At 48.7% G+C, this 15,160-nt stretch carries 13 protein-coding genes and 1 riboswitch; of the genes, 1 reads left to right on the top strand and 12 read right to left on the bottom strand.

Going from position 1 to position 15,160, the window contains the following annotated elements; all coding sequences use genetic code 11:
* Positions 1-99: 99 nt before the first annotated feature.
* Positions 100-933, bottom strand: a complete 834-nt coding sequence (licT, locus tag ACH59B_RS06890) for a BglG family transcription antiterminator LicT (RefSeq protein WP_404303517.1) — start codon at positions 931-933, stop codon at positions 100-102.
* A gap of 235 nt (positions 934-1,168) precedes the next feature.
* The gene (locus tag ACH59B_RS06885; RefSeq protein WP_049789177.1) at positions 1,169-2,374 is read right to left on the bottom strand and encodes a PTS transporter subunit EIIC; all 1,206 of its coding nucleotides are present in this window, start codon (positions 2,372-2,374) and stop codon (positions 1,169-1,171) included.
* 498 nt (positions 2,375-2,872) lie between these two features.
* Here ACH59B_RS06885 and ACH59B_RS06880 point away from each other — a divergent pair, with 498 nt between their 5' ends.
* A complete protein-coding gene (locus ACH59B_RS06880; RefSeq protein WP_019686603.1) occupies positions 2,873-4,576 on the top strand; it encodes a methyl-accepting chemotaxis protein in 1,704 nt (567 codons plus the stop codon).
* A gap of 99 nt (positions 4,577-4,675) precedes the next feature.
* Here the strand turns inward: ACH59B_RS06880 and ACH59B_RS06875 are convergent, their stop codons facing one another.
* The 10 genes from ACH59B_RS06875 to cobD all read right to left on the bottom strand — a co-directional run bounded on the left by ACH59B_RS06875 (position 4,676) and on the right by cobD (position 15,103).
* Complete coding sequence (locus ACH59B_RS06875; protein WP_019686602.1) at positions 4,676-6,295, bottom strand: cobyric acid synthase; 1,620 nt, start codon at positions 6,293-6,295, stop codon at positions 4,676-4,678.
* A 38-nt stretch (positions 6,296-6,333) separates the two neighbouring features.
* Entirely contained in the window at positions 6,334-7,203 is an 870-nt protein-coding gene (gene cobS / locus ACH59B_RS06870) for an adenosylcobinamide-GDP ribazoletransferase (protein WP_404303516.1), read from the bottom strand.
* Entirely contained in the window at positions 7,200-7,760 is a 561-nt protein-coding gene (gene cobU / locus ACH59B_RS06865) for a bifunctional adenosylcobinamide kinase/adenosylcobinamide-phosphate guanylyltransferase (protein ID WP_126666666.1), read from the bottom strand. Before cobU ends, cobS begins: the two co-directional genes overlap by 4 nt.
* Positions 7,757-8,827 (bottom strand): nicotinate-nucleotide--dimethylbenzimidazole phosphoribosyltransferase, encoded by a 1,071-nt coding sequence (cobT, locus tag ACH59B_RS06860; protein WP_126666667.1) that lies wholly within the window; start codon positions 8,825-8,827, stop codon positions 7,757-7,759. The genes cobU and cobT overlap by 4 nt, the downstream gene beginning before the upstream one ends.
* Before the next feature lie 40 nt (positions 8,828-8,867).
* On the bottom strand, positions 8,868-9,704 hold the full coding sequence (locus ACH59B_RS06855; RefSeq protein ID WP_039276927.1) for an ABC transporter ATP-binding protein: 837 nt from the start codon (positions 9,702-9,704) through the stop codon (positions 8,868-8,870).
* Complete coding sequence (locus tag ACH59B_RS06850; RefSeq protein ID WP_107733972.1) at positions 9,701-10,747, bottom strand: iron ABC transporter permease; 1,047 nt, start codon at positions 10,745-10,747, stop codon at positions 9,701-9,703. The genes ACH59B_RS06855 and ACH59B_RS06850 overlap by 4 nt, the downstream gene beginning before the upstream one ends.
* Complete coding sequence (locus ACH59B_RS06845) at positions 10,744-11,751, bottom strand: ABC transporter substrate-binding protein (protein ID WP_107733973.1); 1,008 nt, start codon at positions 11,749-11,751, stop codon at positions 10,744-10,746. Before ACH59B_RS06845 ends, ACH59B_RS06850 begins: the two co-directional genes overlap by 4 nt.
* Positions 11,752-11,959: 208 nt before the next feature.
* Positions 11,960-12,176: riboswitch (cobalamin riboswitch) on the bottom strand.
* A 95-nt stretch (positions 12,177-12,271) separates the two neighbouring features.
* Positions 12,272-13,024, bottom strand: a complete 753-nt coding sequence (locus tag ACH59B_RS06840; RefSeq protein ID WP_107733974.1) for a histidine phosphatase family protein — start codon at positions 13,022-13,024, stop codon at positions 12,272-12,274.
* A 14-nt stretch (positions 13,025-13,038) separates the two neighbouring features.
* Positions 13,039-14,010, bottom strand: coding sequence for an adenosylcobinamide-phosphate synthase CbiB (gene cbiB / locus ACH59B_RS06835; RefSeq protein ID WP_025364341.1), 972 nt, complete (start codon positions 14,008-14,010; stop codon positions 13,039-13,041).
* Positions 14,000-15,103 carry a threonine-phosphate decarboxylase CobD gene (gene cobD / locus ACH59B_RS06830; RefSeq protein ID WP_126666668.1) on the bottom strand — a complete coding sequence of 368 codons (1,104 nt, stop codon included), beginning with the start codon at positions 15,101-15,103 and terminating at the stop codon, positions 14,000-14,002. The genes cbiB and cobD overlap by 11 nt, the downstream gene beginning before the upstream one ends.
* Positions 15,104-15,160: the final 57 nt, after the last annotated feature.

Genomic DNA, 15,160 nt, shown 5'->3' with positions numbered 1-15,160 from the left:
GAAAGCAGACAGCTTTATAAAAGCCAATCTTCTTTCAGCATTCAGGTTTTGCCTTCTGGTTTAGAAGTAGCAATCCTAAATCCCTGATCATCTATAAAATCATTGATTTTTAATGATGCGTTCGATATGAATCGTGAGATACAGCATCTCATCCTGGGATAAGCTTCGACCATAGATCTTAGACGTATAATCTCTTATTTTTTCCGCACAAGCATAAGCGTCCTTATATTGTACCTTAACCATATCATGAAGCGAATTATCTGTATTTTGTACAGGAGTTCCGTTCATAACCCGTTGGGCAAAAAATTTGAGATGTGTAATAAAGCGGTAATAGCTTAACGACTCTTCATCCAGCTCCATTACAAAAAAGCGGCTTACAATGTTTATGATATCCTTGACGATATTAGTCAGGGTTATCGTTTCACGCATTTCACTGTTAAGCTGTGCATTCACCAAATGTAAGGCAATAAACGCCCCTTCATCATCTGGAAGTGTAACCCCCAGCTTGTCCTGAATCATGTGTAATGCTTTGGTTCCAATCGCGAATTCTTTGCGGTACATTCGTTTGATTTCCCAGTAAAGTGCATTCTTGATGTCCATACCCAAACGATAACGCTCTATGGCAAAATGGATATGATCTGTCAGCGAAATATAGATGCTGTCATGCAACTCTACACCAAGTATCGTTTTGGCATATTGGATGATTTCATCAGAAATTTCAACATACTCAATAGGGATATCAGACATCAGGGTCATCAATTTACGGGAAACCTCGGTACTTTCAAGCTTGAAAATTTTCTCGATTTTCTCCTCTTCAATCTCATCGCCTGTGTTCTTTTTAAAAGCAATTCCTCTTCCCATAATGACTAATTCTTTCTGCTGTTCATCAATGACCGTTACGACGTTATTATTCAGCACCTTTGCTATCTTCATTCCATCACCTTAAGCCGCTTGGAGTAGTAAAAAAAAGGCAACACCAAAACTGACACAAAGTGCCTGTTTATGGTTTTGCCCGATATGCTCAGTAACAATCCATGATTGTGCAGTTTTGAATAACTGTCATCATAGTATCATATAAACACTGAGCTGACAAGATTTTTTGTAAACACTTTCATGATGTAATTAAGTGCTGTCGCTGCACCTTAACTGTTAGAGCTCTTTTCCACATTCAAATCCGAAGAAGCACTGATGCGGGATCGGATGCAATTTTGGATCGCTCCTCTTTTTCGTCCACAAAGCCCATAAAATACGTAATTACGCCAGCCGTAACGAACGAAATCAGCATGCTCAAAATGGCGTAAACAAATGTAGCGTCGGAAAACAGTGGTAAGCTAAGCAAGCCAGATAAGGCTGTAAAAGCAGTCAATTTCACTTCAAACAGACACATACACGCCCCGCCAACAGCCCCGCCGACCAGTCCCGCGATAAGCGGTTTTTTGAAGCGCACATTAACGCCGTATAATGCCGGTTCAATGATTCCAAACATAGCCAATATGCCTGTGGAAGCAGCTAGTGTTTTGACTTTGGCATTTTTGGATTTAACACATACACCAAAGGCCGCGCCTGCCTGAGCCATAACTGCTGCCCCAACAACAGGAGTAATAGAATCATAGCCATTCGTAGCTATGGATTCTATTATGTTCATCGACATCATATATTGCATGCCCGTAGAATTGAGCACAGGTATCGTCCCGCCAAACAGCAGACCCGCAAATACTTCCGCATCGTCAAACAGTGAAGCAAGACCATCTGACAAGTTATGAGCCAGGGTCGTCCACAGCGGACCAAAAACAAACAGTAATAAAGGCACAATAATGATAAGCGTCAATGTCGGAACGACCAATAGTTGAATAGAATAGCGGTCGAACCTACTCAATCCCTTTTCAATCTTTGATGCAAGCCAGACAACAATAAGGATCAGTATAAAAGAAGCAACATACTGCGGCTCCACCACGGGTAAATCGTCTGAGTTCATTTTTAGGCTGGATTGCAGCAGTTCTATAATGCCAGGATGAAATGAGCAGGCCGCAATTGCCGCCGCATTAAATAAATTGCTACCAAGCTTTCTTGCCGCATTTACCGCTATCATAACGGGCAAAAAATAATATACGACCCCACCAATGTACCCTAAAACAGTGGAAACTTGAGTATCAGAAAAAAAATCTAAGAACAATAAAACAGGCGCAATCACCTGAATGATTCCTCCACCAATTAGCAATGGCAAGCACGGAGTGAATACACCTGAGATAAAATCAAACAGGCGGCTGAACGGATTGCCTCCTCTATTCGCTTTATCTTTGTTTCTAGTCGGTTCCTGTTTATCTTCTCCTTCTACCTCCGAGTTTATTTCCTTAGAAAGTAATTCACGATCCATAACTGCCTTTACCCCTTTTATATGTATATTGAAGACCACATTCGAACGTACTAAAGCTAGCTTAGAAGAAGCTTGTAAAAAGTAGCATTCCTTATACTACTTATATTCCTTCTTTTTTACAATAGTTATAAAAGCACAGGTAAAGCATTTTAATTTTTTACTCCTGATAATTTACATCAAACTTACATCTAAACACCTAAGACCATAGTTATATATTTTTTGTTTGTTTTTGGGCAAATATGACTATTCAACCGTCTGTTAATTATGTAAAATAGGTCTAACCTACTTTTTAGTAAATCATGGATTACTTCCCTTTCTCATTCTTGTCCCTTGAATACAGCTGAAATATACATAGAATCCGAACATTTTCAGTCTTTTCTTCAAGCAAAGAAAGGAAACAAGTAGATCATGGCTGTCTAGTATCTCATTGGACAAGCGGCCTACATCAAGCAGGGCAATTCGTCTGTTTTATCACCATCATGTGAGAGGAGAATTTTCATGAAGCGTTTTAATCGTTCCCTTGGCGCAAAGCTACGAATTATGTTTTTGCTCATTCAGCTCTTTGCGTCTCTTCTGTTCAGCATCAGTTTTTATGCAGTTTCCATGAGTATCATTAATAGCAGTGTCATGCCTCAAGTAGACCAATTGCTAGAAACTGGGGCTAAAAATGTGTATCAGGATCTCAATATTTCCTTAGCTGTTCAAGCTGGGCAAGGAAGTGGGTCTGGTTCCAGCTCTGCTATGCAGATGGAAGCTTATCTTCAGGACAAGGTTGACACCCTCAAATTAGAATCCGCATATATTGCGGTGCTGAAGGATGATGGTAAGGCCGAAGTTGTCGCACGAAACGTAAAATCAGCATATAAGGTCAAGGATACCCTCGTTCCTGTTGAGGATATTAAAAAAGCCAAACAAGGCGAGATGAATATCAGTGGCATTTACAGCGACTCGCACGGAGTACACAAAACCGCCTTCTTTGCCATATCAGGCAGTAATCTGATTCTTGGCGTGAACGAAGATGTTGGATTCGTACAGGAAAAATCCCAACAAATTCTATGGATTTGCATAGGTATTACACTGACAACACTTATACTGGGCGGAGTTATTTCTACCCTTGTCATACGTAAAGTTGTACAGCCCATTGCCGAATTGGTTCGTCATAGCGAAAAAATTGCCCAAGGTGATCTTTCACAAGACACGAAGGTTCATGGAGTTAATGAAATCGCTCAACTTGCCCGCAGCTTCCAATCTATGTCTCATAACTTGAAAGAAATGATTGGCCATGTGCTTACTACATCAGGTGCAGTTGTTAAAGGGTCGGACGAGCTGCTTCGTCGGACTGAGGCTATGAGTGTAAAAGTGCAGGACTCTACAGCTGCCGCTGAAGAAGTAGCCAAGGGCAGCAACAGCATCGCTTCTGCTGCTGCTGAAAATGCGCAGGCTATGGAGGAGATTGCTCAAGGTGTTCAGCATATCGCTTCCTCTGCCAATGATGTATCTGATCAAATCAGTGAAGCGACGAAAGAAACGGTTAACGGTAATACGCTTGCTCAAAAAGCTGTAGCTCAAATGTCACAGGTAGGACATGCCGCTGATGAGTCGCTTCGATACATACATAGTATGAATGAACGCTCAGAAGCTATTGGTAGCATCGTTTCTGCAATTTTCGATATTACAAAGCAGATTCAAATGTTGTCCCTGAATGCCTCCATTGAGGCTGCCCGTGCGGGCGAGCATGGACGGGGCTTCGCTGTAGTTGCCGGGGAAGTTCGCAAGCTCGCAGAGCAATCCAAAGAAGCAACACAGGAAATTTCGGACTACTTGGTTACCATTCAGGAAGTATCGCAGCAATCTGTGGACTCTGTGACCCAGGTTAGCCGTGAGATTCACTCGGGAACAGAAATGGTTCAGCAGGCGAGTTTCGCTTTTAACCAGCTAAGTGAGCTCATGCAAAAGATCAACGCTACGATTCAAACCGTATCCGCAGCAACAGAGCAAGTATCCGCCAGCTCGGAGGAAGTATCTGCTTCCGTGGAAGAAACAGCTCTCATTGCTGCCAATGCACAGCATATGATTCAGGAGATCGGTTTAAATGCCGACGAGCAACTGAATGAAATGGAAAGCCACAGTGAGGTTGTTCGTCAATTAAGCCAACAAGCAACTGAGCTGCAAAAGGCGGTCCAAAAATTTAAAATTAAGTAAGCTGAGCTGCTAAAAAAGGTATCTCTCAGTCACAAAAATGACTGTAGAGATACCTCTTTATTTTTTAAAAGCGATTTAAAGGATCTTCCATGAAGAAGTTTATGAATCCATCCCCAGAATGCGATAAACTTGCTCCATATCTAAATGAGCGCGTACCACCTCTGCGACACGGTCAAACTCTTGTTCCTTGGCTTCACGTACAGTAAAAGTGCTATCTAAAGCTGCCAAGCCCTTGGCTTGTCGCAATCCATCCAACCAGGACCGGCGAAAACGGTCATTATCAAACACACCATGCAAGTAGGTTCCCCATACCTTACCGTCAATCGTGCCCCAACCTTCCTCAAAGGCGGCCCCTTCCCCACGCTTAATCTGGAATAATGTTTTCATATTCGTTGAGTCTGGAGTCCTGTCTATAGATACATGTGGTTCCGTGACATACTCCGTAACACCCATATGTATTTCATAACCTTCAATGATTGGCTTGGCGGCAGAATCTGAATCAGGTGCAGCGCTTAGCAAAAGCGGGCAATGATTAGACAGGGTTCCTTGAACACGCACGGTTTGCTTTTCCTTTAAGAAGGTCGTGGATAGAGCTAGCCATCCTAATCCATCTGCCTGCTGCGGCAACCCAGATTCGACGGCATCGGGGTCAAATAGCGCTGTGCCCAGCATCTGATAGCCCCCACAAATACCAACCAGTTGTGTGCGTCCCGTCTTCATGGCCTCTCGAATGTCTTCCTCCAGCCCTCTTTCACGCAATTCCAGCAGGTCTCCGATGGTGTCTTTGGTTCCCGGTAAGATAATAGCGTCCGGTACGCCCAATTGTCCGGCCTCTGTGACATAACGTACACTCACGTCAGGCTCTGCAGCCAAAGCATCCGTGTCCGTAAAGTTGGAAATACGCGGATAGCGTATCACCGCTATATCTAATTCTTTATCTTTTGTTGACTGCTTAGGCTTCTTGTCCAGTACGACCGAATCCTCTGCTTCAATGCGAATGTCCGGTAAATAGGGCAGTACACCGAGTACAGGAATACCTGTCCGTTCTTCCAGCCAGTCTAATCCCGGTTGAAGCAGGGACAAATCGCCTCTGAATTTGTTAATGATAAATCCACGGATACGCTGTACTTCATGGGGTTCCAGCAATTCGATAGTCCCTACCAGAGAGGCAAAGACACCGCCCCGGTCAATATCCGAAACCAGCAATACTGGAGCATCCGCCCAGCCTGCAAGGTTCATATTTACAATATCGCGGTCCTTTAAATTAATCTCTGCTGGGCTGCCCGCCCCTTCCATAAGCACAATATCATAGGTATCACGCAGCCGATTCAGCGCATCCATAACGGTATGCTTGGCTTGTGGCAAAAAATCCTTTCGGTAATCAGAGGCGCTCATATAGGCATAAGGTACACCGTGTACAACAATTTGTGAGTGCATGTCCTTGACCGGCTTAATCAGAATTGGATTCATATCGGTCGTCGCCTCAATACCACAGGCTTCGGCCTGCACACCCTGAGCACGTCCAATTTCCTTGCCGTCCTCAGTAACATAAGAGTTTAACGCCATATTTTGTGACTTAAACGGTGCGGGACGATAGCCGTCCTGCAGAAAGATCCGGCACAGTGCAGTCGTTACTACGCTTTTGCCCACATCCGACGCTGTTCCTTGAAGCATCAATATAGCTGCCGGGTTCGTGCGGGACGGTTCGAAAGTTGACAATTGCCTCTTCCCCTTTAACGAATTCATTTCAAATTGGGTCACAACCCGTACAAAATGACAATAAACAGCAACAAAACCGTCTCCAGCAATTCGTTCAAAGCTCCGTATATATCCCCCGTAAGTCCCCCAAGGCGGCGGTTAATACGGTTTGCAACAAAGGTTCCAGCTCCGTAGGCCAAAAGCGGAAGCAATGCAAATCCTAGCCAGATTGGAAAAGACCCAGAATTCGAAAGATGCATCTGTAAGTATGCCCCTGCTAACGATAGGCCCCCTGCTTCCTCTGTTACTGTAGCTAAACCTGCAAAGATATATTGCCCTGCAGCAGCGCATAGCGTCACTAATACTGCCCAGAATACGGCCAGTCCGACACGTTTACCGTTCATATCAGCAAAACGCGCCGCCAGCCCATCATCGTTACGGGCTTTAGGCCAGCGCCTCATCGCATGTACCATAAACCAACGGCTCCAAACCATCGGAAGTATCAGCAAGCCGGACGCATTTCGCTCAACCAGCACGGTATACAACAAAGAAGCCTTGAGCATGAGTAGCAGCACACAAGCAATAACACCCATTGCTCCTACACGGCTATCCTTCATAATTTCCAGCATCCGTTCACGGGACCTGTAGCTAAACAAGGCATCAGCCGCATCCATCCACCCGTCCAGATGCAGTCCGCCCGTCAACCACACCCAGACAGCAAGGGTAAGAATCGCACACGGCAGCGGTGGCAGCACCATAGCCGTAAGCGCCGCAATGCCCCAGACGATAATACCAATAATGACTCCAACCAGCGGATAATAGCTTGCACTGCGTTTCAGCAGCTCCGGGGAAAAATCCAGCTCCGCCTTGACCGGTAGACGGGTTAAAAATTGAAAAGCCGCAGCAACAGCCTGACGTTCGCGGCTCATAGCTTATATTCCAACTGTTTAAGTTCTACGGGAATGCCCGCCGTCACTAAAAAAACTTCGCCACAAACACGGGCTATCCGCTGATTCATAATCCCGCTCAAATCCCGGTACAGCCTTCCAAGCGGATATTCTGGTACAATACCGTCACCGACCTCGTTGGTTACGATGACGAGCGATCCCGGATACTGCTCCACAGCTGCCGCCAGTTCATCCATGGCGGCTCTGGCCGCAGCTTCGCCGTCCTCACCTGCGGCCAGCAGCACGTTCGACAGCCACAGGGTCAGGCAGTCGACCAGCACCATAGGCGCAGGCTGCAACGCTTGATCGTCGCCAAGACGCCGCAGCAGCTCCGGCAGCGCCTGCGCTTCCTCCAGCGTCTGCCAGTCATACCCGGCAGAATCGCGCTGGAGCCGATGAAGAGCGATACGCTCCTTCATCTCCACGTCATAGGCTTGGGCCGTTGCAATATAGCAGGCGCGCGGAGCGCGCGCCATGCATAATTGCTCGGCAAAGCCGCTTTTTCCGCTGCGTGCCCCGCCGGTCACGAGCGCCTTCATAGCTGCGCGGCTCCCTGACCGTCCGATACGCCTGCATCGGCAAAGGTCGCCATTTCGCGCATAATGCGGCACGCCGCATCAATCAGGTGCAAGCTCAGCGCACCGCCCGTGCCCTCACCGAGCCGCATGTCCAGATGGAGCATGGGCTCTAGCTTGAGCTGGCGAAGCACCGCCGCGTGTCCACGCTCGTCCGAGGCGTGCGAAGCAAGCATGTACGCCGCGCTCGCAGGCGCAAGCGCGCGTGCAGCAAGGGCTGCCGCGCCGGAAATAAAGCCGTCCAGCACCACTGGACAGCAATGCGCGGCTGCGCCGAGGATGACGCCTGCCAGAGCGGCAATCTCCAGACCGCCGACCTTGGTCAGCACGTCCAGTGCGTCATTGGCATCCGGCTGATTCACATCCAATGCGCGGCAGACAACGGCTATTTTACGGGTAAGCCCCGCCACATCTACACCCGTTCCCCGACCCACGATCACTTCCGGCTCAAGTCCGGTGAGCGCACATACAACCGCAGCGCTGGCTGTCGTATTCCCGATGCCTAGCTCTCCGGTAACGAATAGCCGTGTGCCACCTTTAACCGCTTCTGCTACGGCTTCAGCTCCGGCCAAAACCGCTTGTTCCGCTTCCGTACGCAGCATGGCTGGCCCTTTAGCCATATTCGAAGTGCCCATACGCACCTTACGATTCACCAAATCCGGGTGAGCAACGTCCGCATTCACGCCAACATCTATTACCTGGACATCAGCGCCTGCATGACGTGCCAGCACATTAATTGCTGCGCCGCCTGACAGCATGTTATACAGCATTTGCTGCGTAACCTCAGCTGGAAAGGCGCTAACTCCCTCTTCACACACCCCATGATCCGCAGCCATGACCATCACCGTTTTACGATCAAATTCAGGCTTGTCCACGCCAGTAATTCCTGCTAGCTGGATGGCCAAGCTCTCCAGCTTTCCAAGACTTCCAGGTGGCTTTGTTAATTGGTCCAAATGTGCTGACGCTGCCGAAGCCGCCACTCCATCCGGCTGGGCTATGCTATCGATCAGCTGACGCAGCTTGTCGTTCATACCTTCCACTCCCTGCTCTTTTTAGTATGTTCCCAATCTCCTATTGATCTGCTGTAGACGCAGCGCTTCTGCGCAGCAAGAGCTGCGGCACACCGCTATCGGGATGCGGAAGCATCACAGGCTCCACACCATATACACGCCGAATCCGGTCCTCTGTTAGCAAATCCGATGAACTACCCAATCCTTCAACCATTCCATCCTTAAGTACAAGCAAATTATCGCAAAATTGTGCCGCCAAATTAAGATCATGCAGGACAGCAATGATCGTCACGCCCGTTTCTTGGCGCCATTCTGCCAACAACTCCATAAATTCAAGCTGATAGCGCAAATCCAGATAGGTCGTAGGTTCGTCCAGCAGCAATATCTGTGGTTCCTGCACCATCACCTTTGCCAAAGCTACACGCTGTCGCTGCCCTCCACTCAAGCGGTCCAATGTTCTGTCGGCCAGTGAAGTTAGACTCAATCGCTCTAGGACCCGATCCGTAATCGCCTCCACATCAACTCCCTTTTCCCTGCCTAGCCAGTCCTGATGAGGAAACCGCCCCATTTCTATAACTTCCCTGACCGTGTATCTCACTGGAGGAATGCCCTCCTGCTGGAGTACGGCTACAAGTCGGGAAAGCTCTTTTCTGCTGTAGCTACCGACCTTTTTGCCATAGATATGAACACTTCCAGAAGTCGGCTGATCTACGCCAGAAAGCAGATGCAGCAACGTCGATTTACCACTCCCATTCGGACCAATGATCCCCCACCAAGCTCCTTCGTCTACGTTCCAGCTAATATTCTTCAACACATGGAACTCTCCATAAGCACGGGTAAGACCTGCTACCTCTAGCGCCCGATCATCCACCTTCTGTGTTTCACTTTGTTCGGTCACAACAGATCCCCCCTGCGCAGCTTCTTGTTCCGGTACAGGAGATACGCGAAGAACGGCGCCCCAACAAAGGCCGTCATAACGCCCAGAGGAATTTCCGTTGGGGCCAACAACGTGCGAGCCGCCGTATCTGCCCAAGCCATAAAAATAGCTCCACCCAGTGCAGATAACGGAACAATCATCCGGTAATCGGGACCTGTCACCAGACGAATGATATGTGGTACAACGAGTCCGACAAAGCCAATGACTCCGCATACTGAGACAGCGGCAGCTGTCAGCAAGGTAGATATGATCAGGACAGATAGCTTCGTCGCATCTACATGAACCCCCATATGAGCCGCTTGACGTTCACCCAAAGCCAGAATATTCAGCACCCGTGCCCGGTTCCATAGAAACACCAGCCCAACGATCACGTAAGGTAAAAGAATTCCCGTATATGACCAACCTCGCAGACTAAGACTTCCCAACGTCCAGTACAATATTTCATTGACTGTTTCCTTCGACATGGCTGCCAGAAAAGAAACAATGGCTCCCCCAAAAAATTGCATCACCACACCTGATAAAATGAGGCTTTGGGTCGGAATTTTCCCACCTTCACGCGCCAACGTCAACACCATCCACAGCGTCAGCATGCCGGTTATAAATGCGACTAGCGGAAGGGTCCATATACCCACAAATGAAAATTGAAGCCCCCAATAAATCAGCACTGCCGCTCCTACCGAAGCTCCCGAGGATACCCCAAGGGTATAGGGATCAGCCAAGGGATTACGCAACACACCCTGAAATCCAGCTCCCGCCAGCGCCAGCGCTGCTCCGACCAACATTCCCAGTAACACTCTTGGCAGTCTGACCTTCAAAATAATCTGCTCTGCAGATGTATTCCAATCCGGTGTAAACGTATCATCTAACCACGGTAGGTGGTTGATCAAAATACCTGTGATCTGGCTGACCGGAAGACTGACCGAGCCGATGCCAAGACAGAGCAGCAGCGTCAGCAGCAGCAAGACAAGACCAGTCCCCCCAAAACCGATCAGTCTACGGTTCATTTGAAAATTTCAGGGTACACGCCCTTGGCTACTTCCTTGAGTCCTTCTGTTACGCGTGGACCTGGACGGCTAATCAAATTATCATCCACGGCAAATACACGATTGTTACGAACAGCCGATATTTGATCCCATCCACTACGAGCTTTTATGATATCGCCGAGGGACTGGCCTGTTTTGTCATCCTTCACACTTTTGCTGTATAAAATCACGTCAGGGTTGGCAGCTATAATATTTTCCTCACTGATTTGGTACCAGCCCTTCTGCGTGGCACCCACGTTTTCGCCGCCCGCCAATGTGATCAGTTCGTCCATAAACTCGCCTTTACCCACTGTCCAGCCTGGTGAAAATTCGACGTATACCCGTAGCTTCTGCCCTTTGCCGATATTTTTAACTCCTTCTTTCACTTCCGCTACATCTGCTCTCATCTTGTCGGTCACCGCTCTCGCTTCTTTCTGATGATCGGTGATTTTCCCATACAATTCGATGTTAGCTGTGACATCTTCAACGGTTTTCGGTTCCGTTTTAAAAATCATAATTCCCATGTCACGCAGCTTAGTCGTAGCCTGTTCACTAAGTGAAATTCCTGCAAAAACAACTTCCGGGTTCGCAGCAATGATCGCCTCTTCGTTCGGTTTCATAATACCGCCCACTTTAGGCTTTTTCGTAGCTGCCTCTGGGTAATCAGAGTAGTCGGATACACCAACAATTTCCTTATCCAATCCGATAGCGAACAGCGCTTCAGTTTCTGCCGGGGAGACGGAAACAATCTTGTCCGGTGCCTTTTTAAATGTAAATTCCTGTCCTGTTGCATCCTTAACCGTTAGCGGGTAAACCGTTTTGCCCGGAGGCTCTTGTGCGGTTACGGTCTGTCCCGGCTGCTGTGAAGAAGCTTGGCCCTCTTTATTTTCTACATTTTTTCCATTCGCGCCACATGCACTCAGCACAACTGCCAATATCAGCGCCAATAGACCTGTTGTCCATACCTTTATTTTTTTGCCTGCCATGATTTGCACCCCTTCATACAAAAATCGTTAAGAGCGTTACTTGAACATCATCCGATATTTTCCTCATTCCAGCCTTCTTTTCCTATCAAAAACCCCCGCATCCTCATATCAGGATACAGGGGTCACGTTAGCACAGATCGTGCGCAGGCGGGCAGCTTCTTTCCGCATGGACAGTCACTGCGAACACGTCATCCTTTCCTCGAAGGATTATGGTGACAGGCGGACGGGCAGGTATCCTGACTTATGGAAGAGGCATGCCCTGATATTCTTTCACATGCTTGGCGGCACATGTAACAGGGCTAATGAGCATGTTTCCATTTACAGTGGCGGGACCGCGTCGGACTCACACCGACTTCCCTTTTAACAGCGCAATGAAGAAAAGCAAGTTCCCTCACACGGCGCCGACCTCGTCTGCTGGATATTTGATGTAGTGTAGTCAAGCCGTTCTTTTACTTGATGATTATAGGTTAAAAAGAGTTAGCTTACAACCCAAACAGCTGCTTGATTCGCCACAACTACCCTAGTGAAAAAGCAATTTTGCTATACAATTGTGCAGTCCTGCCAGCCTTAACTGAAGCCTAATCGCTTCTCCCGGTTTTGGATTCAGACTCCAAAAATCATGACCTGGTATCAGCATACAAACCAATTGGCGAATTACTCCACCATGCGTGACAACCAAAACAGAGGGCGGTGCAGCATTCGACTCTATTGGCTGAACCTTCAAAGCAATGCGCCACGCAAACAGAGAGTCAAGGAATTCACGCAGACGATTCACAAAATGGACCCAGGACTCTCCTCCAGGCGGGGTGATTCGTTGCGGCTCATCAATCCAAGCGCGATACAACGCCACATCCTTAAGCATGTCATACGTTTTTCCATCCCACTCGCCAAAGTGAAGTTCTCGCAGACGTGGTTCCATCATGGGAGGCATAGCAGATAGGAAACGTTCAGACGTCTTTGCTGACTCCGGCAAAATGATCTGCAAGGTCTGGCGACATCGCATCAAGTCACTGCAATAGATTTGAGCAAAGGACTGGCCCTGTAATTTTTCCCGTAAAGGCTTTAATTCCTGCTCTGCTCCAGACAGCAAACTCAAATCGGCATGTCCCAGATATCGACGTTCCTTATTCCATAAGGTTGTGCCATGACGAACTAGCACGAGCTCCATGTCCCACTGCAGATCTTCTTTAGCATCATTCGGCTCACTATCCTGTTGTGGGTTCGGACTTAGTCCACATTCTCGCACTCTTTTCCCTTCTGTATTTTGTTTCAAAATAATGTCACTCCTCACCGCATCCATCCCAAGGCAAAACACCCCGCAGCTCCCAACAAACACAACCCTACAAACATAGTGGATACGGCGAACATCAGCCGGATGGTATGCCGGATATCCTTCGACTCCAGTGGTCGTATCTCTTCGCCCATATATGCTCGAAACGAGCGTATGCCATGATACACGTTATAGCCACCAAGACGAATCCCCAAGGCACCTGCCACCGCTGATTCGGGAAATCCGCTGTTTGGACTGGGGTGCAGACGCGCATCCTGCTTGACTGTGCGCCAGCTTCTTGCAGCATCCAGCCGATACAACCACGCCGCTATCACAAGCATAACTGCTGTCAGGCGAGCCGGAATGTAGTTAGCTACATCATCCAGACGTGCCGAGGCCCAGCCTAAATGCAGATACTTTTCATTTTTGTAGCCAACCATCGAATCAAGCGTATTTACAGCTCGATATGCCAGTGCCAAGGGAGCTCCCCCGATCAGGGCATAAAAAAGCGGGGAAATAATGGCGTCCACGATATTTTCAGCGACTGTTTCGACGGTACCGCGTACAATTTCAGGCTCGTCAAGCTGCTGCGTATCCCTCCCAACAATCATGCCTAGCTCCCGACGTGCCACAGTCAGGTCATTCGCCTGCAACGCTCGGTATACGGCCATCCCTGCGTCCTTTAGTCCTTTGGAAGCAATTGTGGTTGCAACCAGAACAATTTCTACGACGACAGACAACCATGGGTGAATCCAGGCAAGCACACGCAATAGCCCCCAAGCAAGCCCAAAGGAGCCTCCTGCCACAATGAGTGGAAGCAGTATACCCGCACGTTTCAATCCCCGGTCACTGCGGACCTTACGACGAATCGCTTTTTCCAATGCTGAAATGGCATGTCCCATCCCAATGACTGGATGTGGCAACCATCTCGGATCGCCGATTAGCCTGTCCAGCAAATAGGCTGCCATTATGATCAAGCTAACTATCACGCCCCTGCTCCTCCTCCAGCACTTCACTGAGTGCGGACAGCAGCATATTATTGGCTTCGGCGTCCTTGACTGCAATTCGAAAATGGCTCGCCGACAGCCCCGGATACATGGCACAGCTACGTATAAGAATCCCACGTTGTCCAAGCGCCTGCTGAATAGCCGATGAACTCCACGTTCCCGGCGCCCTTGCTAGCACATAATTGGCTTCGCCGGGAACGACACCGCAGCCCCATTCCGCTAAGGCAGTCAGCAAGCGACTGCGCTCCGTCGCAATTAGTTCCTGTGTGCGGCGCTCATAAGCTTGCCCACTTCTCAGACACGCCTCTCCAGCCAGCAACGCCAATCCATTAACACTCCAGGTCACCTGTTTGGCCGTCATTTGCCGGATATAGTCCGGATGAGCAATCGCATAGCCCAATCGCAAGCCAGGAATGGCATAAAATTTGGTCATCGATCGGATCAAAATCACATGAGGATAGCGATCCAGCACAGGCAATAATGAGACTTGCCGTTCCAGTGGGATAAAATCAATAAAGGCCTCATCCACCACCAGCACGGTACCCGTTCTGCCAGCCGCCTCTGCCAGTTCATATAGCTCCTGCTCACCATATTGCACACCGTTCGGATTATTCGGTTGCCCAAGGAACAATACATCTACCTGCTCCATGAGCTGAAGGATGTCCTCCACGTCTGCCTTCCATTGAAGCGAAGCCTTCCCGTATACCCGGTGGATCTCGGCTCCAAATTTGCCAGCCAGCTCGGCATATTCCGAAAAACACGGCTCCACTGTGCCCACACGCTTGGGAGCCAGGCCCAATAGCAGCAGCGCCATGCTTTCAGCAGCGCCGTTACCGATGCTCAGCGACTCCGGTGGAACGTGCAGCCGCCGTGCCAGCATATTTTTAAAGTGGCGATGCCCAGGGTCAGGATAGCGAATCACCGTGTCCAATGAGCTTTGCAGTGCCTCAAGCACCTCCGGTGGCGGACCAAGCGGATTAATATTTGCACTAAAATCCACAAAATCCGCCGCAGCTCCGCCAAATGTCGCGGCAGCTGTTTCCCTGTCCCCGCCATGACCGTAAACCTCTATCATTGCCTCATATCCTTTCCGCCCGTTTTCAATCATTTAGCTCCATTATGAGGCTGCTTT

The sequence above is a fragment of the Paenibacillus sp. DP01 genome (assembly GCF_044784315.1).
Classification (GTDB): Bacteria; Bacillota; Bacilli; order Paenibacillales; family Paenibacillaceae; genus Paenibacillus; species Paenibacillus polymyxa.
The sequence above is the reverse complement of the archived record's forward strand: the minus strand, read 5'-3'. Positions and strand labels throughout refer to the sequence as shown.

What these genes read in the sequence shown, in the direction of transcription:
- licT (WP_404303517.1), bottom strand. Translation starts at nt 933, where the DNA reads ATGAAGATAGCAAAGGTGCTGAATAATAACGTCGTAACGGTCATTGAT.
- ACH59B_RS06885 (WP_049789177.1), bottom strand. Translation starts at nt 2,374, where the DNA reads ATGGATCGTGAATTACTTTCTAAGGAAATAAACTCGGAGGTAGAAGGA.
- ACH59B_RS06880 (WP_019686603.1), top strand. Translation starts at nt 2,873, where the DNA reads ATGAAGCGTTTTAATCGTTCCCTTGGCGCAAAGCTACGAATTATGTTT.
- cobS (WP_404303516.1), bottom strand. Translation starts at nt 7,203, where the DNA reads ATGAGCCGCGAACGTCAGGCTGTTGCTGCGGCTTTTCAATTTTTAACC.
- cobU (WP_126666666.1), bottom strand. Translation starts at nt 7,760, where the DNA reads ATGAAGGCGCTCGTGACCGGCGGGGCACGCAGCGGAAAAAGCGGCTTT.
- cobT (WP_126666667.1), bottom strand. Translation starts at nt 8,827, where the DNA reads ATGAACGACAAGCTGCGTCAGCTGATCGATAGCATAGCCCAGCCGGAT.
- ACH59B_RS06850 (WP_107733972.1), bottom strand. Translation starts at nt 10,747, where the DNA reads ATGAACCGTAGACTGATCGGTTTTGGGGGGACTGGTCTTGTCTTGCTG.
- ACH59B_RS06845 (WP_107733973.1), bottom strand. Translation starts at nt 11,751, where the DNA reads ATGGCAGGCAAAAAAATAAAGGTATGGACAACAGGTCTATTGGCGCTG.
- cobD (WP_126666668.1), bottom strand. Translation starts at nt 15,103, where the DNA reads ATGATAGAGGTTTACGGTCATGGCGGGGACAGGGAAACAGCTGCCGCG.